21 protein-coding genes and 1 tRNA gene are annotated in these 22,662 nt (G+C 66.0%); 19 read left to right on the forward strand and 3 right to left on the reverse strand.

Annotated elements, in window-relative coordinates:
* Nucleotides 1–4: 4 nt before the first annotated feature.
* Both ACW176_RS06380 and tsaD read right to left on the reverse strand, forming a co-directional pair.
* On the reverse strand, nucleotides 5–1,003 hold the full coding sequence (locus tag ACW176_RS06380; RefSeq protein WP_492111315.1) for an NAD(P)H-dependent glycerol-3-phosphate dehydrogenase: 999 nt from the start codon (nucleotides 1,001–1,003) through the stop codon (nucleotides 5–7).
* Complete coding sequence (tsaD, locus tag ACW176_RS06385) at nucleotides 1,000–2,103, reverse strand: tRNA (adenosine(37)-N6)-threonylcarbamoyltransferase complex transferase subunit TsaD (RefSeq protein ID WP_492111316.1); 1,104 nt, start codon at nucleotides 2,101–2,103, stop codon at nucleotides 1,000–1,002. Before tsaD ends, ACW176_RS06380 begins: the two co-directional genes overlap by 4 nt.
* 73 nt (nucleotides 2,104–2,176) lie before the next feature.
* On the opposite strand from tsaD, the gene hemC reads away from it, so the two are divergent.
* The 15 genes from hemC to ACW176_RS06460 all read left to right on the forward strand — a co-directional run bounded on the left by hemC (nucleotide 2,177) and on the right by ACW176_RS06460 (nucleotide 14,279).
* Entirely contained in the window at nucleotides 2,177–3,133 is a 957-nt protein-coding gene (gene hemC / locus ACW176_RS06390; protein WP_492111317.1) for a hydroxymethylbilane synthase, read from the forward strand.
* A 3-nt stretch (nucleotides 3,134–3,136) separates the two neighbouring features.
* On the forward strand, nucleotides 3,137–3,832 hold the full coding sequence (locus tag ACW176_RS06395) for a uroporphyrinogen-III synthase (RefSeq protein ID WP_492111318.1): 696 nt from the start codon (nucleotides 3,137–3,139) through the stop codon (nucleotides 3,830–3,832).
* Between the two features lie 42 nt (nucleotides 3,833–3,874).
* Nucleotides 3,875–4,756, forward strand: a complete 882-nt coding sequence (locus tag ACW176_RS06400) for a COG4223 family protein (protein ID WP_492111319.1) — start codon at nucleotides 3,875–3,877, stop codon at nucleotides 4,754–4,756.
* Entirely contained in the window at nucleotides 4,753–6,288 is a 1,536-nt protein-coding gene (locus tag ACW176_RS06405) for a heme biosynthesis protein HemY (protein WP_492111320.1), read from the forward strand. Before ACW176_RS06400 ends, ACW176_RS06405 begins: the two co-directional genes overlap by 4 nt.
* A gap of 41 nt (nucleotides 6,289–6,329) precedes the next feature.
* Nucleotides 6,330–6,405: transfer RNA gene (locus ACW176_RS06410), tRNA-Thr, on the forward strand.
* A 373-nt stretch (nucleotides 6,406–6,778) separates the two neighbouring features.
* Entirely contained in the window at nucleotides 6,779–7,108 is a 330-nt protein-coding gene (locus ACW176_RS06415) for a hypothetical protein (RefSeq protein WP_492111321.1), read from the forward strand.
* Nucleotides 7,109–7,979: 871 nt separating this feature from the next.
* The gene (locus ACW176_RS06420) at nucleotides 7,980–8,549 is read left to right on the forward strand and encodes a recombinase family protein (protein WP_492111322.1); all 570 of its coding nucleotides are present in this window, start codon (nucleotides 7,980–7,982) and stop codon (nucleotides 8,547–8,549) included.
* A 135-nt stretch (nucleotides 8,550–8,684) separates the two neighbouring features.
* A complete protein-coding gene (locus ACW176_RS06425; protein WP_492111323.1) occupies nucleotides 8,685–9,056 on the forward strand; it encodes a hypothetical protein in 372 nt (123 codons plus the stop codon).
* A gap of 48 nt (nucleotides 9,057–9,104) precedes the next feature.
* A complete protein-coding gene (locus ACW176_RS06430) occupies nucleotides 9,105–9,506 on the forward strand; it encodes a BRO-N domain-containing protein (RefSeq protein ID WP_492111887.1) in 402 nt (133 codons plus the stop codon).
* Between the two features lie 777 nt (nucleotides 9,507–10,283).
* Nucleotides 10,284–10,511 (forward strand): hypothetical protein, encoded by a 228-nt coding sequence (locus tag ACW176_RS06435; protein WP_492111324.1) that lies wholly within the window; start codon nucleotides 10,284–10,286, stop codon nucleotides 10,509–10,511.
* A gap of 136 nt (nucleotides 10,512–10,647) precedes the next feature.
* The gene (locus tag ACW176_RS06440; protein WP_492111325.1) at nucleotides 10,648–11,055 is read left to right on the forward strand and encodes a hypothetical protein; all 408 of its coding nucleotides are present in this window, start codon (nucleotides 10,648–10,650) and stop codon (nucleotides 11,053–11,055) included.
* Nucleotides 11,056–11,155: 100 nt separating this feature from the next.
* Nucleotides 11,156–11,545, forward strand: coding sequence for a hypothetical protein (locus ACW176_RS06445; RefSeq protein WP_492111326.1), 390 nt, complete (start codon nucleotides 11,156–11,158; stop codon nucleotides 11,543–11,545).
* A complete protein-coding gene (locus ACW176_RS06450; protein ID WP_492111327.1) occupies nucleotides 11,542–12,597 on the forward strand; it encodes an AAA family ATPase in 1,056 nt (351 codons plus the stop codon). Before ACW176_RS06445 ends, ACW176_RS06450 begins: the two co-directional genes overlap by 4 nt.
* Before the next feature lie 829 nt (nucleotides 12,598–13,426).
* Nucleotides 13,427–13,930 (forward strand): ImmA/IrrE family metallo-endopeptidase, encoded by a 504-nt coding sequence (locus tag ACW176_RS06455; RefSeq protein ID WP_492111328.1) that lies wholly within the window; start codon nucleotides 13,427–13,429, stop codon nucleotides 13,928–13,930.
* The gene (locus ACW176_RS06460; RefSeq protein ID WP_492111329.1) at nucleotides 13,920–14,279 is read left to right on the forward strand and encodes a hypothetical protein; all 360 of its coding nucleotides are present in this window, start codon (nucleotides 13,920–13,922) and stop codon (nucleotides 14,277–14,279) included. Before ACW176_RS06455 ends, ACW176_RS06460 begins: the two co-directional genes overlap by 11 nt.
* 8 nt (nucleotides 14,280–14,287) lie before the next feature.
* On the opposite strand, the gene ACW176_RS06465 is transcribed toward ACW176_RS06460, so the two are convergent.
* Nucleotides 14,288–15,655: a site-specific integrase gene (locus ACW176_RS06465; RefSeq protein WP_492111330.1), complete on the reverse strand. Its 1,368-nt coding sequence runs from the start codon at nucleotides 15,653–15,655 to the stop codon at nucleotides 14,288–14,290.
* A gap of 739 nt (nucleotides 15,656–16,394) precedes the next feature.
* On the opposite strand from ACW176_RS06465, the gene ACW176_RS06470 reads away from it, so the two are divergent.
* The 4 genes from ACW176_RS06470 to ACW176_RS06485 all read left to right on the forward strand — a co-directional run bounded on the left by ACW176_RS06470 (nucleotide 16,395) and on the right by ACW176_RS06485 (nucleotide 22,597).
* The gene (locus ACW176_RS06470; protein ID WP_492111331.1) at nucleotides 16,395–16,976 is read left to right on the forward strand and encodes a hypothetical protein; all 582 of its coding nucleotides are present in this window, start codon (nucleotides 16,395–16,397) and stop codon (nucleotides 16,974–16,976) included.
* 98 nt (nucleotides 16,977–17,074) lie between these two features.
* Nucleotides 17,075–18,370, forward strand: coding sequence for an outer membrane beta-barrel protein (locus tag ACW176_RS06475; protein WP_492111332.1), 1,296 nt, complete (start codon nucleotides 17,075–17,077; stop codon nucleotides 18,368–18,370).
* Nucleotides 18,371–18,432: 62 nt separating this feature from the next.
* Nucleotides 18,433–20,652 carry a GumC family protein gene (locus tag ACW176_RS06480; protein WP_492111333.1) on the forward strand — a complete coding sequence of 740 codons (2,220 nt, stop codon included), beginning with the start codon at nucleotides 18,433–18,435 and terminating at the stop codon, nucleotides 20,650–20,652.
* Nucleotides 20,642–22,597, forward strand: a complete 1,956-nt coding sequence (locus ACW176_RS06485) for an O-antigen ligase family protein (RefSeq protein ID WP_492111334.1) — start codon at nucleotides 20,642–20,644, stop codon at nucleotides 22,595–22,597. Before ACW176_RS06480 ends, ACW176_RS06485 begins: the two co-directional genes overlap by 11 nt.
* Nucleotides 22,598–22,662 lie beyond the last annotated feature (65 nt).

The following is a 22,662-nucleotide window of genomic DNA, read 5'->3' on the forward strand; positions in this document are numbered from 1 at the left end:
CCTGTCAGGCTTCGGATTTCAGGGGACGGGACAGCAGCCCCGCGATGGCGGCGTCGACCTGCGCCTCGCCCGCCAGGATGGCGGCGACGGCCTGGCAGATCGGCATCTCGACCCCCAGGCGCGCAGCAAGGTCGCGGACGGCCGGGGCCGAGGCGACGCCCTCCGCCACCGACAGCTTGCCGGCCAGGGCCTCGGCCAGGGTCATGCCGCCACCCAGGGCCAGGCCGACGCTCATGTTGCGCGATTGTGGGCTTGAGCAGGTCAGGACCAGGTCGCCCAGGCCGCACAGGCCGGCCACGGTCTCGGCCTTGGCCCCCAGGGCCATGGCCAGGCGGGTTAGTTCGGCGAAGCCCCGGGTGATCAGGGCGGCGTGGGCGCTGCGGCCCAGGCCCTTGCCCTCGACGATGCCGCAGGCGATGGCCAGCACGTTCTTGACCGCCCCGCCGGCCTCGGCCCCGATCATGTCGGCGGCGATATAGGGGCGGAATGTGGGGGTGGCGATGGCCTCGGCGATGGCGCGGCCCAGCGCCTCGTCCTCGCAGGCCAGGGTGACGGCGGTCGGCAGGTTGCGGGCCACCTCGCCGGCGAAGCTGGGGCCCGACAGCACGGCCAGAGGCGCGCTGGGCAGGGCCTCGGCGGCGACCTCGGTCATCAGTTTCAGCGTACCCTGCTCGACGCCCTTGGCGCACAGCACCACCGGAACGCCGGAACGCAGATGTGGGGCCAGGGCCATGAGGGCCGAGCGCAGGTGCTGGGCCGGGGCGACGGCCAGGATGAGGTCGCAGGACGCCAGGCCGGCCATGTCGGCGACGGCGGCGATCTCGGGCTCCAGCACGACGCCGGGCAGGAACAGGCTGTTTTCCCGCTGGGCGGCGATGCTTTCAACCACCTCGGTCTCGCGGGCCTGCAGCGTGACCTGCAGACCGGCCCGGGCGCAGACCTGGGCCAGGGCTGTGCCCCAGGCGCCCGCGCCGATGACGCCGGCGTGTCTGAACGTGGTCATGCCTTGGCTCCCTTGCGACCGAAGCTGTTGCTTGGATTGGATAACGCCGCCGCTTCGTCCAGCGGCCAACGGGGCCGGGCGACGGCGTCGAGATCGTCTGAAATCCCCAAAGCCAGCCGCTCGGCGCCGGCCAGGGCGATCATCGCGGCGTTGTCGGTGCAATAGACCAGCGGCGGGGCGTCGAACGAATAGCCGTTGTCGTCGCAGTTCCTGCGGAGCGCCGCCTTGACCGCGCCATTGGCCGCGACGCCGCCGGCCACCACGAAGCGCAGCGGCTGATCGGGGTGGCTCTCTTTGTAAAGCTTCATCGCCCGGTCGGTGCGTTCCGACAGCTGGCGGGCGATGGCGGCCTGCACGGCGGCGGCCAGATCGGCGCGCGACTGTTCATCCGTGATCTTTTCGGCCTGCCGCGCCGCGGCGGTCTTCAGGCCCGAGAACGAGAAGTCGCAGTCCTTGCGGCCCAACAGGGCGCGCGGCAGCTCGAACTTGGAGTCGTCGCCGGTGGCGGCGAGCTTTTCCAGCGCCGGCCCGCCCGGATAGGGCAGGCCCAGGGACTTGGCGATCTTGTCGAAAGCCTCGCCGGCCGCATCGTCGATGGTGGTGCCCAGACGCGTGCAGGCCCCGACCCCGGCGACCTCCAGCAACTGGCAGTGCCCGCCGGAAACCAGCAGCAGCAGGAAGGGATAGGGAATGTCGGCCCCTAGCCGGGCCGAAACCGCATGGCCTTCCAGATGATTGACCGCCACCAGGGGAATGTTGCGGGCCAGGGCCACGGCCTTGCCGAACGCCAGCCCGACCATCACGCCGCCCACCAGGCCTGGGCCGGCCGTGGCGGCGACGCCGTCGATCTGGTCGAAGCCGATGCCCGCCGCGCGCATGGCCTCGGCGGCGATGGCGTCGATGGCCTCAACATGGGCGCGGGCGGCGATTTCCGGCACCACCCCGCCGAACGGGGCGTGTTGCTCGAACTGGGTGCCGATGATCGAGGACAGCACCGTGACCGTTCCGTCACCCTCACGGCGCACGACCGAGGCCGCAGTCTCGTCGCAGCTGGTCTCCAGGCCAAGGATGGTCAGGCCGAGGGTCGTGGAATTTGGCATTCGGTTGCGGGGTTCCCGCCGCTCCTGTAGCAGCGATGGCTTCAATCTTGTCTCCGCAGGTAACGTTCCCACCGTGTCCCGGCAACCTCCCATCCGTATTGGCGCCCGTGGCTCCAAGCTGTCCCTGGCTCAGTCCGGTCTCATGCAGGCGCGGATCGCCGCTGCGCTCGGCGGATCGCCCGGCGAGGAAGAGGCCTATGCGCCCCTGATCCCGATCGTCACCACCGGCGACCGCATCCAGGATCGCCGCCTGATGGAGATCGGCGGCAAGGGCCTGTTCACCAAGGAAATCGAGGAAGCCCTGCTGGACGGCCGCATCGACTGCGCCATCCACTCGCTGAAGGACATGCCGGCCGAACTGCCGCCGGGCCTGAGCCTGGCCGCCACGCCCGAGCGCGAGGATCCCCGCGACGCCTTTATAAGCAATATCTGCGATCGGCTGGAAGACCTGCCCCACGGCGCGCGCCTGGGCACGGCGTCCTTGCGTCGTCAGGCTCAGGCCCTGCATGTGCGCCCGGACCTCGAGATCGTCATGCTGCGCGGCAATGTCGACACCCGCCTGGCCAAGCTGGAACGCGGCGAGGCCGACGCCATCCTGCTGGCGCAGTCGGGCCTGAACCGTCTTGGCCTGGGTCACCTGCCGAAGAGCTGGCTCGACCCGATCGCCTGTCCGCCGGCGCCGGGCCAGGGCGCCCTGGTCATCGAGACCCGCCTTGAAGATGTGAACGCCGGCTGGCTCGACGCCGTCCGCTGCCGCTCCACCACGATCTGTGTCGCGGCGGAGCGCGGCGCGCTCTATGCGCTGGAAGGCTCCTGCCGCACCGCCATCGGCGCCTACGCCATCCTGGACGGCCGGCGCCTGTCGATGATCGTCGAAGCCCTGACCCCCGATGGCGTGCAGCGTTTCCGGCGCGAAGGCGAAGTCACGCTCGATGGACCTGACGATGTTCCGGCCGCTCGGGAGCTGGGCCTGTCGCTGGGCGCGGCCGTGCGGGCCGAGGGCGGTGACGCCCTGATCCTGCCGGACTAGCCGATGCGCAAGGGCGGCACGGTCTGGATCACCCGCGCCCGCCCCGGCGCCGAGGCGACCGCCCGCCGTGTTGAGGCCCTGGGCTTTAAGGCGCTTGTCGATCCCCTGCTGGAGATCCGGTTTCTCGCGCCGGTGGTCGACCTGGCCGGGATAGGGGCTCTCGCCTTGACCAGCGCCAACGGCGTCGAGGCCTTCGCGCGCCTGACAACCGCGCGCGACCTTCCGGTGTTCGCCGTGGGCGATGCGACGGCCCGCGCGGCCCGGGCGGCGGGATTTTCCGAGTCTTTCAGCGCCGACGGCGATGTCGAGGCGCTGGCCGCGCTGATCGCGCGAACCTGCCCAGGGCCTGTTCTGGCGGTCGGCGCCCGCGAGCCCGCCGCCGACCTGCCGGCGCTGTTGGCCCGTGCGGGCGTCGCGGCGCGGACCCTGGCTGTCTATGCCGCGATCGACCGCCCGCCTGGGCCGGAGACCCTGGGGCAACTAGCCGGGCTGGAAGCTGTGCTGCTGCAGTCTCCCCGCGCCGCGCGAGGGCTGGCCGCTCTTCTCGACCAGGCGCCGGCGCCGGCGCTTGCGGCTCTGTGTCTGTCGCCAGCCGTGGCGGAACCGCTCCTCGCGGCGCACCGCCTGGGCCGCATCGGCTCTGTGGCCTTTGCGCCTCGACCCCATGAATCTGAGCTGCTCGATCTGCTTGGGCGATAGCTGCACATTGCGCGGCGGTGCGGCGTGGGGCACGAATGGGATATGAACGCCGCTCCAGATCCCGCTGAAATCGTCACGCCCAGCGATCCCGCGCTGTACGCCCGCCGCCGCCCGCTGCTGGGCGCAGGCTTCTGGGCGATGATCGCCCTATGCGTGTCCTGCGTGATCCTGGGCGCCCTGGTCACCCGGTACGGGCCGACCTGGTTTCCCGTGAAAGGTTCCAGCGACAGCCAGATCCAGGCCACGCCCAGCGCGACGCCGCCGTCCGCGCGCTTGCCGGTCGGCTCGCCGCTTCCGGTCGAGGCCGCCGCGCCGGCCCTGGCGGGCTCCGCCGTAGAGATCGAGCGCCTCGAGGCCCGCCTTGCCGCCCTGGAAGCCGGCCAGAAGGGCGTCCTGGACGCCGCCGCCGCTTCGCTGGCCGCCGCCTCTCTGGCGGACGCGGCCCAGACCTCGGGTCCGTTCGACCAGGAACTGGCCAGTCTTGGGCGGGTGTTGCCGATGTCGCCCGACCTGCGGGCCCTGTCGCGCCTGGCCCAGACGGGCGCCCCGACCCGAGCCGGTCTCGCCGCAGAATTCGAAACCCTCGCCGGCCGCGCCGCGACCGCCGCCCGTGATCCGGGCCAGGACGCCGGCCTGCTGGCGCGAATCCGCTACGCCCTGGCCGGCATTGTCTCGATCCGTCAGGTCAGTTCGACGGGCGGAACGACGCCCGACGCCAAGCTGGCGCGCGCCCAGCGGCTGCTGGATGAGGGTGATGTCGAGAGCGCGATCCGGACGCTGGACGCGCTTCCCGATCCGGCGCTCCTGGTCCTGGCCCCCTGGTTGGCTTCGGCCGAGCGCCGCGTCGAGGTCGATCGCCACGTGGCGGCAATTCGCGCCGACGCCCTGGCCGCCCTGGCCCAGGTTTCGCGGGCCGCGCCATGATCCGCGCGTCCTTCATCCTGTTCCTGGTGGCGGCGGTCGCCGTCGCGAGTCTGGCCCTGATGGGTGAACCCGGCCGCGCCCATCTCGACTGGATGGGCTGGCGGGTCGAGATGACCGCCGCCGCCGCCGCGCTCCTCACCCTGTTTTCCGCGCTGCTGGCCACCATTCTGTGGCGCGGCCTGATCTGGGTGGTCGAGGCCCCGCGTCGCGCGTCGCGCGCCCGCGCCGAAAGCAAGCGTCAGCAGGGCGTCGAGGCCCTGTCGCGCGGCTTTCTCGCCGTGGCCGCGGGCGACGGCTCCGAGGCCCGGAGGCTGGCGCAGAAGGCGGCGGACCTCGCCGAGGACACGCCCGCCTTGGTTCGCGTGCTGGCCGCCCAGGCGGCCGAGGCCGCCGGTGACCACGTGGCCGCCAAGGCCGCCTATAACGCCATGCTGGGCTTCCCGGAGATGCGGCTGGCCGGCCTGCGCGGCCTGATGCAGACCGCCCTGGCCGAGGGCGACAGATTGACCGCCGTGCGCCACGCCGAAACCGCCTTCGGCCTGGCCCGCACCGCGCGCTGGGCCTGGCGGGCTCTGCTGGAATCCCGGCTCGAGGCGGGCGACTGGGCGTCGGCGCTCGATCTGGCCCAGGCTGCCCTGGACCGCAAGATCGTGCCGCCCGTTGTCGCCGAGCGGGCGCGCGCCGCCCTTCTGGCCGCCTCTGCCGCCAGCCTCGAAGGCTCTGACGATCCGCGCAAGCGGAGCCAGGCGCTCGATTTCGCGCTCCAGGCCGTCAAGCTCAAGCCTGACTTCGCGCCAGGCGCGGTGATGGCGGCTCGCCTTCTGACCGCCGATGGCAAGGTCGCCAAGGCCGGGCAACTGATCGAAACGGCCTGGAAGAGCGCGCCACACCCCGCCCTTTGGCTCGCCTATCGCGACCTGAAGACCAGCGAGACGCCCAAGGTCCGGGCCGGGCGTCTGGCCGCCCTGGCTGCGATGAAGCCCGAAGCCCGAGAGAGCCGCATCCTGCGGGTCGAGAGCGGCCTGGTGGGCGGCGATCCCGTCGCCGCTCGCGCCGCAGCCCGCCTGCTCGACGACGAAGCCCCGACGGCGCGCTTCGCCGGCCTGATGGCCCGTGTCGCCTTCGCCAATGGTGAGGCCGACGAGGCGCGGGCCTGGATTGCCCGGGGCCGCGCTGCGCCGCAGGAGCCGGACTGGTCCGATCTCGACCCTGAAGGTCGCGCTTTCGCCTATGGCCGCGAGGACTGGGCCCGTCTGGCCGTCAGCTTCGCCGAGACGGGCGAGTTGATTCATCCGCGCCACGAACGCCGTGAACGGACCATGAGCGACCTGCCCGAACTGCCTTCGGCCTATGTGGAATCGACGCCGTTCGTCCGCGCGGCCGAGATCGGCGGTCCTCTGATGCCGATCCCGGACGATCCTGGCGTCTTCGACGTCACGCCGCTTTCCGAGCCTTCCGGCGAGGGTCCGGCGCCGCGTCGCAACACAGTCTCACGTAGACGCTTGGCAAGCGGCCCGCGCGCCGCTAAATAGTCGCCTCCTCGCGCCGGGGCCTCGTCTCCAACGCGCTGTGGGCCGCTTTAGCTCAGCTGGTAGAGCACATCATTCGTAATGATGGGGTCAGGTGTTCGAGTCACCTAAGCGGCACCACCCTCCCTTCGGGCTGAAAAGATCAATAAAATCAGAGTGATCTTGGAGTTTGAAAGCTCGCCTGTGTGACTTCGCGGCTATATTTCTGTGTGACCACGCCGAGGCCCTCAAGAAGGGCGCTGTCTGTGATGCGGTTCGACTAAAGGTCACAGACCCAGTCAGCCGGTACAGTGTCCAGGTAACTCACCCGGACGCCTAAGTGCTGACCTTTTAGCGGCATTCGGTCGAAGAACGGCTGTGTCGCTGGGGTTTGTTCCAAGTGCTGAGGATGCACCGCCCCGGTAGTGCCGTTATATAGCGGGGGGACCAAGCTGTTGCCTTGGCAAGCCACCCACGCCAGTCGGTAACCTTCTACAACGCGCTCCCGTGTCTCATGCCACCACACATCGGCGGGTGGCTTGAACTTCCGCTGACAGTGGAGGAGCCGCCCCAGGAATTTCTCCCCGAAGTCGACAAGGGCGTCAGTGACGGGCGTATGGAACGTATCGACGACTACGCCTTCGCCGAAGTCGTACCGAAGGTGGGCGATCCAGTCAGTTATCGACTTTTGTCGGAGACGCTGTCCGGTATCGCCTATTTTGTGCGGCTTGATCTTCTGTCCTTTCAGCGCAACCAGAGCAGAAGCGTAATCTTCTTGGCGGGTCTCGATGCAGCAGCGGAGTTCCAACGCGGCGTAGAACAGCGCGCGCGGGTCATCGCTTAACAAGGCATCTCTCGCGCGGGAAAGGTAAGCGCGAGCGGAAACGTCATAGTTCATGGGGAGACCTTAGGCTGCGCTCTGGTGCGTACAACTGTTGATCGGATGGTTTCGGGGTCAGATACCCGAAGCCCCTTGTTAGAGCGTGCGCGCGGGACATTCCCCCCATAGGGGGTGCTTCCGGTAGGGAGGCAGCAAGGCACGCCTTCCTGGGCTAAACCCCCGGTCACTTGAGGCCGCACGGGGCGTTCCTGGGGCGATGGGCCGGGAGTGGCGGAGGAGGCCCCAAGGTTTCCCCTGAGGCCTCGCCGGTTAGAGCGTCACCACCACAAGCGGTGACTGGACGGTGACGGTGATCGGGACATCATGGCCTAACAGGACGTGGGCGATGATGCAGATCGCGAAATTCCGCCATTGATGCCGGGGCGGTTTGGCCGGGGTCTGCTGGTCTCGCTCGATGGCGAGGCTCCTTCTGCAGTGCCCGATTGAACATAGACCCGCCCGGCTATATCGTCCGGGGAGGTCCAGCCCAAGCAGGCTGGGTTATGCGACCAAGACCCCTCAGTTTCCTAGGCCGGGAGGGTCTTGGTCGCCGCGATGTTCGCAGGTCGAGGACGGGGACGAGAGAACAGCTCCAAGGATCGCCGAATCGTGGCCCCGCTTCTAGTGGCGCGTGGTCGCGTTGTGTTCGCGCCTGTGGACGGACGCTGAATGATGAAAACATTCAGCGCGGGCTGTGCTCTGAATTTTCTCACTTAGGTATACCCCTGCGGACGAGGCGATGAGACGCCGCTTGCGTGTCCGATAGGGTTGACATCGGAATTTCGGACAGTCTATCCATCAAGGTTTAGACCCTATTGGACAGGATCGCCCGACCATGACGACCATCGGCTACGCCCGAGTCAGCACCGAAGATCAGGACTGCGCCATTCAGGAGGCCGCGCTGCGGGCCGCTGGGTGCGAGGTCATCCGCGCGGAGAAGCGCAGCGGCACAACCACGGACGGCCGCGAGGAACTGGAGACAGTGCTGGCCTTCCTCCGCCCCGGCGACACGCTGGTGGTGACCCGCATTGACCGACTGGCCCGCTCGGTACTGGACCTTGAGCAGATCGCCCAGGCGGTGAAAGCGAAGGGGGCGAGCCTGAGGGCGACGGAGCAGCCTATCGACACCTCGACGGCGGCAGGGACCGCGTTCTTCCAGATGCTCGGAGTTTTCGCTCAATTCGAGACAGCACTCCGCCGCGAGCGTCAGGCGGAGGGTATCGCCAAGGCCAAGGCCGCAGGCGTCTACAAGGGGCGCAAGCCCAGCGTCCCTGTGGATGAGGTCCGGGCTATGCTCGCTGCGGGGGCCAATCCTTCCGAGATCGCCAAGACGCTGAAGATCGGCCGGGCGAGTGTCTACCGGATCAGGGACGGGGCGGAAGCTGGGGCGGTCTCGGGAGCTTGACCGGGCGCACGCCTCCGCTCAGGCTCCCATTGCGGTCCAATCCCAGCGGATGCGGGGTCCCAACAGATCGTCATGATCCCCGGAGGCGGCTCTCGCGGGGGTCACCCCTAGGGGTGCTGCTGGACTGGAGAGGACATGCAGGCGATTGGCCTGATACCGCTGCTCATAGTTTCGATGGGTCTCGCCGCCTGCGGTGGTTCGTCGCCAGAGGCTGCCGCTGAGACGACCTATCAAGAGTTCGACGCGAGCGCGGCGCGCGAAGACGCACAAGCCGATCTCGAAGGCACCACCTACGCCGACGCTGGGGAGCCCTATGGCTGCACCGAGGATTGCTCGGGGCACGAGGCCGGGTTCCAATGGGCGCAGGACAATGAGGTCACAGACGCAGGGGAGTGCGGCGGGAACAGCGAGTCATTCCGCGAGGGCTGCGAGGCGTATGCTGAAGCCCTAGAGGAGAAGGTGGATGAGGCGGAACAAGAGGCGGAGGAGTCGGAAGAGGGCACTTAGCTCGAGACCTTCACCTTCCAGCCCGCCGGACGAGACGAGCCGGTCAGCATCAGGACCACCCGGATCGACGGCGAGCCATGGTTCGTGGCTCGCGACGTGGTCTCAGCTCTGGGCCTTTCAACGAAGAACACGACCAACCACATCGCCAAGCTCGGCCGCTCGAATGTGCTGGTGGTCCGGCGAGGGGACTCACCTAACCCGCTTAATCCAGTCAACGCCCTGTTCACGGATCGCGTGCCAGCCCTGACCCTGGTGTCGGAGGCCGGACTATATGCCCTGGTCCAGCGCTCGGACAAACCCGAGGCCCGAGTCTTCCAAGATTGGGTGAACGGCACCGTCCTCCCGTCCATCCGCAAGACCGGCGGCTATCTGCTCAACGAGAGCGCCCGCGCGACGGCCCAGGCCGACAACCGGGAAGCCATGCCGCTGACGATGGACGTCACGGGGTGACGCCATGCGCCAGCCTCACCGCCCGCTATAGGTCAACCAACGGCCGACCAAGGGAAGCCACAAGGCCACGCCAACGGTCACGGTAACCCACCGGGGGGCGTCACCGGGCGACGCCAGGCCAGCAAGGCGCGTGACGGCGGAGAAGGCGGAGTGCCCGACATAGACCAGCACAAAGGACGCTAGGGCCGCGCCTATGGCCGCACCGGCTAAAGCGGCGGCAATGGCGACGCCTCGCCCATAGTCGTCAGCAAGGTGGCGGAGGGCATTGGCAAGACTCGGCACGGCAGAAGCCTCTTAAGTGGTTGTGCGCGGCACCCCTATAACTACGCGAGTTGGCGTGGCGACAAAAACCGCCCATCGGGGTCCCCTGGACCCCATCTGGTGCTCGGAAGGAAATTGCTCGTAGCCACGCCAATACTGGCGCTTCGCGAAAAAATATGCCCGCTCCCGCGAAGTCGCGAATTACTCCCCATCCTTGGAAGAACAGGCACTCCGCCCGTCTCGCTCGGGAAGAACTTTTCTCCTCCGAGCTTCGCCGACGGGCGGGCTGAAAACACTTCCCCTTGGAGCCCAGCACCGCCGCTCCCGCCGTCGATCCTGTCCCCAGGTCGCCCGGCGTCCACCTCCGGTCGCCTCTGGGGCTCCCGCTGCTGTCTCCCGGTCCTGGCCGTGGCGATGCGACGGGGGCTACGGAGGCGATGCCCCAAGGCCACGCTGTCGTCTCGCGACGAGCGTTCGGCCTGCCCTACTTTTCACCTCTGTGTACGGAACCCCACCATGAAGAACATGCCCGACAACGTCCTCGACATCCTGTGCCGGGACATCCTCCCGACGATCCGTAAAACCGGCGGCTACTCCTTCGAGTCGCACCTCGACCGCCTAGATGCGGAGTTCTTGGCCGCCGAGGACAAGAGCGAGCGCGGCGAGGCGTTCCAGCGCTACGTCCGCGAGCGCAAGGCGCTGCATACTGCCTGGAACTGGATCGTGAACACCTCCGCCTTGTAGTCCGGCACGCCCGCCGAGTAGCACGACGCTGGCGTCGCACCAGCAAACTCGCGGCTGCCACAAGACCGCACGAACAACTCTCCACCATCGTCATCAACTGCCCCATCCACGGCCATTTCGCCGGGGACGGAAACCCATGAGTCCAATGCAAGCTGCTCACCTACTCCCAAGCCAGAACGTACCGCAATCGCGCGGCAACAGGGGCCCGTTCAACACCGTCCACCGCCGCCGGGTAACCGAGGCCGAGATCGCCTACGCCATCGTCGACTGGTTCGCCGGTCAGCCGTGGACTCTCGAAGACGCCCAGTGGAGCCATCAGGACCGAAAGGCGGTCCACCTGCGCGACATGGGCGACCGCCTCGTCAACAAGGGCGTGGTGATTGCGACCCGCCACCCCGCCGCCGTGCCTGACGCACAGCCGGGCGGGAACCTCGCACACCTCTCAGAGGCCCGCGCCGTTGCCCGCGTGGCGCTCCGAGGCGACCACGTCAGGCTCTATGGACCGCGCGCCTCGTTCCCGGCCGAACCCAAGCCCAACCACTAGACCACCTCAACACTGACCACCGCCCAACGGGCACCATCCCATCGAAAAGGCCCTCGCCAGCTTCGCGCTGCGGGGGCCTTTCGCGTTTCAGGACCTATCCATGACCATCAAGACCAACGTCCAACCCGCCGTCACCGTGCTGGAGGACGGCACCACCGCGCTCGTCCCACTAGGCAACCTGACGGGCCGCTTCGCTAAGCTCGATCTGGCTGACCTTCAACGCCTTCAGGCCGACGGCTACGGCAAGGCGTGGTTCGTCAACTCGAACGGCCATCGGCTTCTATATGTGCGGACCAAGGGCCTACCAGGCGAACCGACCCTGCGCCAAGTCGCCCGCCTGATCATGCGCGCCGGGCCTCGCGAGGTTGTCCGCCATGAAGACGGCGACCGCCTCAATCTGACCCGCAGGAACCTTAGGCTCGTGCCGAGGCACAAGCACCTCAAGGAACACGGGATCAAGGCCCGCGCCGAACAGCAGGTGTCGCTTTGAGCGTCCGCCCGCAGCTGCGCGCCCGGTCGCTGGGCAACCTCCTCGACGCTGACATGCCCCGCCGGGAGCACCTCTTGGACCCGTGGCTGCGGGAGCAGGAAAGCGCCATGGTCTGGGCAGCACCGGGCGTAGGCAAGACGCTCTTCACCCTGACGCTCGCGCTGGCGATGGCAGGGGGCGGGGAAGTCATGGGCTGGAAGTCGTCTCGTCCCCGCCGTGTGCTCATGGTCGACGGCGAGATGCCCGAGGATGACCTGAAGGACCGGCTTCAGGGTCTTCTTGGGGCGGTTGAGGGACTGGATCTCGACGCCGCACGCGCCAACCTCCACATCCTGGCCCGCCACGGACAGCACGCGGACGCGGAGTTCCTCGACCTGGGGGACGACGCCAAGCAACATCTCGTGGTCGAAAAGATCAGGAGCTTCCACCCCGACATCGTCATCCTCGACAACCTCTCGACCCTCGCCACCATCGACGATGAGAACGGGGCGGCCGAGACACAGAAGCTGGTCAAGCTTCTGGCCAAGCTCAAGCAGGCGAGGGTGGCGGTGATCGCCGTCCACCACTCCAACAAGGCTGGGACGGACTTCCGGGGCAGTTCGATGCTGGCCACGACCTTCGAGGTGATCATCGGGCTGACTCGGGAGAAGGGCGCGGGACTACTTGATCCATCGGGGTCGGCACGGTTCAAGCTGACGTGGACCAAGTACCGGGGACGGCGCGGCCCGGCTGTCGCAGACCGCGAAATGCGGTTGGAGGACACCGGAGGCGGCATGCGGTGGACCGTGAGCACACCGGAAGCGGCGGTGCTGGAAGCCATTGCGGCGCTGGTGCGGACCGGCCAGTACGCCACCCAGGCGGAGGTTCGCAGCGGGCTCCCGGACCACCTCTGGCCTACCAAGGGAAGCCCGCCAGCCAAGTCGTGGATGAGCAGGCAGTTCAAGCTCGCGGCTGCGACCGGCGTGCTGCCCAAGTCGGAGGCGGATGCGTTCTTCAAGGCGGCCGGAGGGACGGACTCCGAGCTACCGGGGGCATCTGACGACGACATCTAGCGGGCGGCGGGCACTCGGGGAGGACGTAAGTCTCTCCTCGTAGGAGGTCGGTTCTCGGTTCTCGTCTTCTACTAGGTCGAGAACCGAGAACCCCCTTGCACGCCTGGTTCCCCTTGGCCTCATCCGTGGCCAGTTCTCTGGGCACCGAGAACCAGCCCCAGATTTTAAGCCGCGACGCGGCGAACTGTCCCTCGTCAGCAATCCCGCTGGCGGGGGCCTTCTGTTTGGAGACGATATGCGGAAATCGAACAACGGGAACCCGCCGAGCCTCGTCCAGCAGGGCCGGGCGGCTCGGACCACCTATGGCCGGTGGGCGCTGGATGACGCGGCGAACGAAGTCATGGACGACGGGGCGGAGCTTGGCGTCCCCTTACCGAGCGAGTTGGTGGACACGGTGAGCGAAGAGCACGCTGCGGAGTTGCTCGGGGTCGGCTTGAGGTCGCTTCGGGATCGCAGGAGGCGCGGCACGGGTCCCGCTGTCACTGCCTACTTGGGAGAGGTACGGTATCGGTATGGAGATATTGAGGACTGGGCGAGTAGGCACCACCTAGTCCCGGCGGGCCGCTCAACAGCGGCGGAATCGGTGCGCAATTGCCACTCAGCGAATCGGCCGTTCGTCAAGTGAGAATGCGCTCGAATCCACAGGGATTGCTCAGTTTGTTAACAATTTATTATCCACGACTCAAGCTAATGCATTGATTCAAAAGGATAATAATTTTAACCACTGATCTATGTTTTCTCGTTTAGTTCTGTATAATTTACCCATAGCCGCCGGAAAACGTTTCCGTGCGGCTTTTGGAGTCAGCATTAGCCAAGGAGGGTGATGCTTATGCTTGATCAAGCTGTTCGACCCGACTTCAAGCGGGCTCAAGAAGAAGCGCTAAAGCTTCTTAATGACTTTGGATACGACGAGCCGCCAATCGATCCTGTTCGGATCGCAAACGACTTAGGCGTTTCGGTCGTCTTTGCGCGCTTTGCGGACGCTGACGCCGCCGTGTCTGGCTTTTACGATCCGGCGGAAGACGGCATTTACGTAAACAGTGAGGAATATCCTCGTCGTCAGACTTTCACGGTTGCCCATGAGCTTGGGCACCGGGTTCTTCATCTCGAGTGGGCGAAGTCAAACGACTATAAGGTTCTGCGTCGAGACGATACGGAGCGTTTTAAGGACCCAAAGGAGCGGGAAGCGGACATGTTTGCTGCCCATCTCCTGGTCCCGAAAAACTTGCTGAAACGGTACTACAAAATCGCCAACGTTCAGCAAATGTCTGATCTATTTCTGGTTTCCGCTCCCGTGATCAAAAATCGGCTGAAATCAGAATTTGGCATCTGATCGCGAGCGCATCAAAGCAGGCATTCAGTTTCAGTCTGACACAGACCCGGAACTGAATGCGGCTCGTATGGCCGCTGATGCCGAGCGGGTCGAGATCGAAGGGCGCGCAGCGTTTTTCAAGCTTCGCGGGCTTTGGTCGGTTGTGATTATCACTTGGATCTCCGCCTTTATAGTTTTTCACATGGCGCTGACGCTGGCCATCGGCCGTGGTTGGCTGGATTTCACGTCGCACAAGTGGCTTGTGCCGCTGATTGTGGTCGAGAACTTCCTACAGATCGTCGGAATGGGGTTCATTGTTGTGCGCTTTTTCCATCCTGGGCATGCCCCGAAGGGAAGTGCGGCGGCGTAGAGCGCGGCCTACCGAGGCAACCTGACGCTCTCTACTACCTGCCGCATCTGTTCGAGCGAGGGGCCACCTGAATAGACTCCAAGGGTCATGCTGCTGCGGGCAAGCTTATGGCCGACCACGGCGGATATAATGTGCGGCGGTTGGCCAGCCTGCTCCGCTGCTGTAGCGAACCAGCGCCTGAAGGAGTGAAAGTTGACTAGGCTTTGCGTCTGGTCGTCGGGTCGATCATCGACCCCTAGCTTGCGACGGTAGGCGGTAAACCGTTCGCCTGTCTTGTCGCCCCGACCGCGCGGCCCTCGGCTGGGAGGCGCTTTCATCTCGTCGAAGAGAAAGTCTGTCGGCGGCTTCCCCACGGTGCGCTCGCTGATGATTCCGACTAGGTCTGTGTGGAGGGGGACGGTGCGGCGGCTTGCCTTGGTCTTACCCCGGAGCACACGCAGGGTGCCGTCCACGCAATCGGCGACCGTCAGTCCAGCGATTTCGTTGAGGCGCATACCTGTCAGCGCGGCGATCCTCATCAAGTCAGCCAGTGTTCGGTTGGCTGGGCCGTTGAGGAGCTTTTTTAGCTCCTCGTCCGTAAAAGGGCGCGGCTCTTCTCCCTCGTCCCTAGGACGTTTGAAGGCGGCCCAGACGTGCCCGTCCCGAACCACGCCCTGGACCTTGAGCCATTTCCAGTAGATCGCCAGCACCGCCAGTAGGCTCTGCACGGTCTTGGGTGCGAGCTTGCGCGATACTAGGTAGTCCCCGAAATCGCTGACCGTCTTCTCGCTGACGGCGACGACGTTGTCGGTCTCGTCCCGATTAGCCAGCCACTCTGCGAGAAGGGCGGTCGCCCTCTTGAAGCGCGCCACGTAGCGTAGAGAGCCGCCCTGACTCTTTATAAAGGCGTCGAAATGGAAGGCGACCGGCACCACCCGGCCGCTGACGAGCCCGGCGATGCGGAACACCTCTGCCTCGCGTTCCGGCGCATAGACGGGCTCTTCCTCTCCATGCTCGTCGCGGGTGACGCCGACAGGATCGCCCAGGCGCGCCTCGATCTCGGCATCGAATGCGACCTCCGCCGTAGGGTCCGGAGTTGCAAGGCGATCTCGCCAATGACGGGCAACCTCTTCGGGCGTCAGGCGGGCTCCCCGGCGCTGTCCCTGGTCGTCACGCCGCTCCTGTTCGATCTGCCTCTGGATGTCGCCGGTTTCGAGCGCGAAGCGCCGTAAGGCCTCGGCCTTGTCCTTGGTCTTCAGGGATCGCAGGACCTGCCGGGCCGCGCCCCCGCCCATTGAGAAGTTGCGGCGAAGGTAGTAGGTGCCTGACCGGCTTTCGCGCACCAGTCCCGCAGGGGTGCCCGGATCGCGAAGCCATCTGCCTGTCTGTGTGACCATAGAGGGGTGTTCTTGTGTGACTAGACAGGCCTGATATCCCTTGTTTTGTTGGGATTTCAAGCCTCAAGCGTTGAAAAATGTTCGAGTCACCTAAGCGGCACCATTTTCGCCTCCCGCCGGCCGGTGCGGGCTATGGCGTTGGTTGTGAAACGCCCAATGCGCGCCGCAAAGGCCCCTGAACTGCGTGCTGCATGTGCGTTGCGTTGAGACGTCGCGACTCTTTCGTGGTCAGGCTTGAGCGCATGGTTAATTGTCACGAAAGACTGTTAACCGGACCGCAATAAGGGGTTGATCTCGTGCTGTTGGCCGCAACTGTCATCCTGGGCTTCGTTGCCCTTCTGATCTGGCCCAGCATTGAGCGCCCCCTGCTGCGGGCCCTGCGGCAACTCAAGCGTCGCCGGCCGTGACTCTGCTCGAGTCCCCCGGCAGGTCACTAAATCTGTGGTAATTATGCCGCTCGGGCGTCCGATAATATTCGCGAGGCTCCCGGATCTCGCCTGATGCGTGAATAATCGGACGAGTTGAGCTTCTTGTTGTGCGGTTTCGCACAGCGGAGTCTTCGTGTTTCGCTGACGATGTAGCCGGAAGTGCTGATTTTCGCTCAAAAAAATGGCTGGCTGGCTGCAGATGCACGCATCTTTGGCTGTCTCGCCCTAGACTTGCAAAAAGTTGCTGGAGCGCTGTTCGCTCTTGCAGTATAGGTTTCCGAACTCTTAATCGATTTTTTTGGAAGGTCGCCATGTCAACGCGTCTCACGAGCGCCATTGTGCTGGGCCTGGCGATCACCGCCGGCTCGATGGGTGGTTCAGTTTGGGCTCAAACCCCCGCCGCCCCCGCCGCCCCTGCGGCACCGCAGACGCCAGCCCAAGTCACGCAAGCCGCCATCAAGGCGGCGGCCGAGGCGGCGGCCAAGGCGCCCGGCTTCGCCCGGCTTTCTCCGGCGGCCAAGCTCGCCGCGATCCAGGCTGCCGTGTCTGCGGCTCTTGCGGCTTCGGGTGAGTCACCTGCCGTCATCCAGGCCGCTCTGGTTTCCGCCGTCGCGGACGGCCAGATCAGCGCGTCGGTCGCGGTGGCAGCGGCAGCGTCTGTTTCCCCCGCAATGGGCCAGGCAATGGCGACCAATGCTGCCGTTGTCGCATCGGCGGTGCAAAGCACGGCGTCAACAACGACCAATGCTCAGGCCGTAAGCGTCCTGAGCAACCTGGCGACCGCAGTGAGCGCAGCGGCGGCTCCAACGGGCGCCGACGCAGGCGCGGCTCCGGCTCCCTTGCCGCCGGCCTTCGATCCTTGCGCGGGCGTCGTCGCCGCCTATTGCGGTTAAGTTAGAGGAGAGGGCGAGCCAGGCTCGCCCTCTTTGCTCTTTGTTTGTGTTTGGATCTGACGGGCGTTTTGAGGCGCCTTGAGGTGGGGATATACGATATGCGAATTCTGACGACAGCGGCCGTAGCGGCCGCGCTCATGGCGGCGGTTCCCGCCGTTTCCGTGGCCCAGGATCTGGGTTCGAACTTCAAGCGCGACAAGAACACCAGTGTTCGTCAGCGCCCCCGTCCCGACTATGAAGCCGTTGGCGTTAAGGCGGGCGGTTTCACGCTGTATCCGCGCGTGACGGTTGAGGCCGTGAACGACGACAACATCTACGCCGTTGCGACGGGCGAGCAATCCGACGTCATCTGGAAGGTCAAGCCGGAAGTGGCGGCGCGCTCGAACTGGTCGCGTAACGCCCTTGGCGCTTTCGCCTCGGCTTCGGTGAACCGCTATTCGGACTTCGACGCCGAAAACAGCGAGGAATACACCCTCGGCCTGAACGGTCGCCTCGACGTCGAGCGTGGGACCTACATCTCCGCGTCGGCCCAATGGCAGAACCTGGTCGAGCCCCGCTCGGCGATCACCGCCGGTACGCCGGCTGGCGCGACGGCAAAGCCAGTCGAATACTACCTGTGGTCGGAAAACCTGACCGCTGTGAAGGAATTCAACCGCCTTCGCCTGACCGGCAAGCTGGACGCCAAGAAGTTCGACTATGACGACCAGGGCCGCGCGTTCAATCAGAACACCCGCGATCGCGATGAGTTCTACTACGGCGGCAAGGCCGAATACGCCCTCAGCCCCGATACGGCGATCTTCGCCTCGCTGGTCGGCAACACCAAGGAATACGACGTCGACACCCTGGGCCGTCTGGCTTCGCCGGGCGTCCCCGCCATCGCCGCTAACCGTGCGCGCGATTCCGAGGGTTATGTCGCCACCGTCGGCGCCAACTTCGATCTGTCGCAATCCATCCGCGGTGAAGTCGAAGCCGGCTACATGGAACAGACCTACGACAACTATGCTGATCTGGACGGCTTCAACGCCAAGGGTCGCGTCGAGTGGTTCCCCACTGAACTGACCACGCTGAATGTCGCCGCTTCGCGCTCCATCGAGGACTCGGTGGCGTCGAATTCGCCGGGCTATATCGCCAACAGCGCCTCGGTCGGCATCGATCATGAACTGATGCGCAATGTCATGCTCTCGGCCTCGGCCACCTATGGCAAGGACAGCTACGCGATCATCGATCGGGACGACAAGCGCACGGGCTTCAACGCCACGGGCACCTACCTGCTGAACCGTAATGTCGGTCTGTTCCTGACCTACACCTACCTCAAGCAGGAATCTTCCGGCGCTGCGAAGGCCTCGTCGTTCTCGGACAACAAGATCGCGGCTTCTGTCGCTCTTCAGTTCTAGGTTACCCTTCTCGCTGTAGAAGGACTTTATAGGTCCGAGCAGGGCCCCCATTGAGAGTACCCATGGACGGCTCTTCCTTCGAGACCCAACACGCTCCGGCGCTTAGCGCCGGAGCGATGTCTTTTGATCTGAATATCGCGATCGCCACCTTCCGCCGCCGGTTGCGCCTCTTTGCGGCCGTTGCTCTGGCGGTGTTCGTGGCGGTGCTGCTCTACACCTTGCAGGAAACGCCGCGCTATACGGCGACCGCCCAGGTCATGCTGGACGTCCGCAAGGAGCAGGTCGCCGACATGAGCGCGGTTCTGTCGGGTCTGCCGGCGGATTCCTCGGTGGTCGACACCGAGGTGGAGGTCCTGAAATCCAGGTCCCTGGCTGCGCGCGTGGTCAAGCAGCTGAAGCTGACGCAGGATCCTTACTTCAATCCCAATGCCCCCGGCGCCAAGGGCGTCGGGTCGTGGCTGCCCTGGGTCAAGAAGGTGGTCGCTCCGACCGCCATCGTCGGTTCCGTCGAGGCTCAGCGCCAGCAGGAAAAGGTCGTCGACAACCTGCTTCAGGGTCTCAAGGTTCGGCGCTCGGGCCTGACCTACCTGATCTCGGTGGAATACACCCACACCAATCCCGAAGACTCGGCGAGGATCGCCAACGCCTTCGCCGATCTCTATTTGACCGAACAGCTCGAGGCCAAGTTCGACGCCACGGCCAAGGCCAACGAATGGCTCGACACCCGCGTCGCCGAGCTGCGCGACCAACTGCAGGTGGCCGAGGCCGCCGTCCAGCAATACAAGATCGCCAACAATCTGATGAGCGCCGAGGGCGCGACCCTGACCGAGCAGGAGATCTCGGGCCTGAACCAGCAGCTGGCTTCGGCCCGCGCCCAGCAGGCCGAGTCCGACGCCCGCCTCAACATCGCCCGCAACCAGCTGGCCCGCGGCAGCACCGGTGAAGACGTCGGAGAGTCGCTGAATTCGCCTGTCGTTCAGCAACTGCGCAAACAGCGCGCCGAGCAGAGCGCCAAGGTGGCCGACATGAGCGGCCGGTATGGCGACCGCCACCCGGACCTGCTCAAGGCCAAGCGCGAACTGACGGACATCGACGGCCAGATCCAGGCCGAAATCCGCCGCATCATCTCCAACCTGGAAGCCCAGGCCCAGGTCGCGCGTCAGCGCACGGGCTCGATGGCCGGCAGCGTCTCGGCGTCCAAGGGCGCCCTGGCGGGCAATAACCGCGCCAGCATCCGGTTGAACGAACTGGAGCGCAAGGCCGAGTCCGTCCGCACGCTCTATGAGTCCCTGCTGGCCCGTTTCAAGCAGACCTCCAGCAGCCAGGGCATCGAACAGGCCGACGCCCGCGTGGTGTCGCGCGCCAAGATCCCGACGGCTCCCAGCTATCCCAAGCCTTCGTTGAACCTGGCCCTGGGCCTGGTTCTGGCCCTGGGCGCCGGCGCTGCGTCGGTGGTGCTGGCTGAGATCCTGATGGCGGGCATCTTCACCGAAGACGAGGTCGAGCGTCGTATCGGCCTGCCGTATCTGGGGTCGATCCCGCTGCTGAGCTCGGCGATCGATGACGCCAAGCTGGCGCGGGACATGAGCCCGCCCGACTACCTCTTGGCCAAGCCGCTTTCGACCTTCGCCGAGAGCTTCCGCAAGCTGCGGGCGGCCATCCTCTATTCGAAGGTCGGCGAGGCTGTGAAAGTCATCGCGGTCACCTCGTCCCTGCCGGGCGAGGGCAAGACCACCACCACCTTCTCCCTGGCTCGGACCCTGGCCACCTCGGGCGCCAACGTGATCATCGTTGACTGCGATCTGCGTCAGAGCGCCATTAATCGCTTCCTGCCGGAAGTTCCGAAGCTTGGTCTTCTCGAGGTGCTGAACGGTGTCTGCACCCTTGATGAGGCTTTGATCTCCGATCCGAGCGGCGCCAAGGTCCTGGCTCTGACCAAGTCGGCCTATACGCCGCGCGACGTCCTGGGCTCGCCCGCCATGCTCCGCCTGCTCGGCGAGTTGCGCAATCGCTTCGACGTGGTGCTGCTCGACACCGCGCCCCTGCTGGCCATTGCCGACACCCGCATCCTGGCGCCGCACACCGACGCGGTCGTCATGCTGGCGCGCTGGAAGAAGACCCCGGTCAAGGCCATCACGGCGGCCATCGGCCTGCTGCACGGCCGAGGCGTCTTCCTGGCGGGCCTCGCCCTGACCCAGGTCGATCTGAAGGCTCAGACCCGCTACGGCTACGGCGGCGCCGACTACTATTACAAGAGCTACCGTAAGTACTATGCCGACTAAGACGCGGGCGCGGCCGGCGGCGGGGGCGGCGTCGCCCGCCCGTGCTGGCCGCGGCGCTGTCCGTCGCCTGGCCACGTCCGAGAAGGTCGCCGTCGGCGTTCTTCTCGGACTGGTCTTCATGGCGGTCATTGCCTTCGGCGCCAGCGAGATCTCGACGGCCTGCCTGTTCAGCGGCGTCTATGCGGCCTTCCTGATCGGTCTCCTGGCCACCTGCCGCTGGGCCAGGCGCGATCTGACGCGGCTGCGGGGCATGGCGATCCAGATCCCGCTTTTCGGGCTGTTGTTGCTCGCGGTCCTTTGGGCGCTGAGCCCCTGGGCGCCAGGCGGCGCCCATCCCGTTTGGGCCTATGTGCCCGAGCGCCCGGGCGCCATCACCGTGGATCGCTCCGCCGTCTGGCTCAACCTTGTCCAGCTCCTCGGCCTGGCCTGCCTGTTCGTGGCGGCGCGGATCATCGGCGTTTCCGAAGCCCGGGGACGCTGGTTCCTGCGGATCGCGGTCATGGCGGTTGGCGTCTATGCCACCCTGGCCTTCCTGGATCACGTCGGCCTGCGCCGCTCGACACGTCTGGTCGCGACCCTGCTGAGCCCCAACAGCGCCGCCACAGTGTTTGGCGGTGGTTTACTGCTGGCTGTCGCCGCCACCGCCAACCGGGTTCGCCGTCAACGGGGTCTGGCCATGCTCAGGCGCGGCGATCCCGAGGCGGTGGCCTGCATGGCCATTGTCGGCGTGCTGCTGACCGCCCTGCTTTTGACCGCTTCTCGCGCCGGTCTGGCCGCGACCCTGGTCGGCCTTGGCCTGATGCTGGTCGGGGAGGCGATCGCCCAGCGTCAGCGCTTCCGCGTGGTCGCCGGACTGGGCGCGATGGCGCTGCTCCTGGTGGTCGGGGCCCTGAGCCTGCGGAGCACCGAACTGGTCGCCGAACGGCTTAACAATACCGAACAGGACATCTCTGTCCGGACCGCGATCTTCGCGCCGCACTGGGAGGCCTTCCAGTCCTCGCCCTGGTTTGGATTCGGTCTGGGTTCGTTCCCGACCGTCAACCAGCTGGTGGCGACCCAGGAAAACCTGCGCGTGCTGTTCGACGTCCGCGCCGTTCACAATCTCTATCTCCAGTGGCTTGAGGAAGGCGGGGTGGTCGGCGCCGTTGTCATGGCGCTGCTGTTCCTCGTTCTGATCTGGCCGATCCTGCGCGGCGGCCTGCGCGAAGGCACGACCGCGACCTGGGCAAGGGCCACAGCCTGTGCAGCCTTGGTTTTCCTGCTGCATGGCGTGACCGATTTCGCGCTGCAGGTTCCGGCCATCCAGGCGCTGGCGGCCCTCATCCTCGGCGTCGTCGGATCGATGGCGGCTGGACCGGGCCTGGCGCGATCGCCTGACCCACGGATTTCATGGGGAGCCGGCGTCGCAGCGGGCGCCGTCATGTTGGCCTCGGTCCTGGTGACGGCGCCCATGCTGGCCTCGCGATTTGGTGGTGATCTCACCGCCTGGCCCACCGCTCCAGCTGAGGCTCTGGCGCGCCGCATAGAGACAGGGCTCGCTCGGGCCAAGCCTGACGCGGTCGAACTGGATCGCCTGGATCGTCTAAGCGCTCGCGAGGTCGGCCTGCGCCCTGCCTCAGGCGCCGCCTGGTTGCGCCGCGCCGCAGTGGACGCCGCCTTGGGGCGTCAGGAGGCCTCAAACCTGGCCCTTGAGCACTCCTTCGCGGTGGCGCCTCTGCAGACGAGCCTGTTTAGCCGCCGGACGATGTTCGCCTATGAGCGCTGGGGCGAGCTTAGCGCTGCTGGCCGGCAGTCTGCGATCTATCAGTTCCAGACCGAGTGGCGGCGTCAGAGGCAGCCCAAGCGCTTCATCGCCATGGCCAACGCCTTGTACAATCCGACTGGGCGGATTGGCATGGCCCTCCAGATCGCGGTGCTGCGCGCGGAGCCGCCGCCGGTCCGCTAGCCGCTGGTGAGCGGACGGCGTGTCAGGGAAAGTTTGACGGGCGTTCTCAGGCCTTCAGGCGCCCG

This window comes from Caulobacter sp. FV1ye13L (assembly GCF_058681155.1).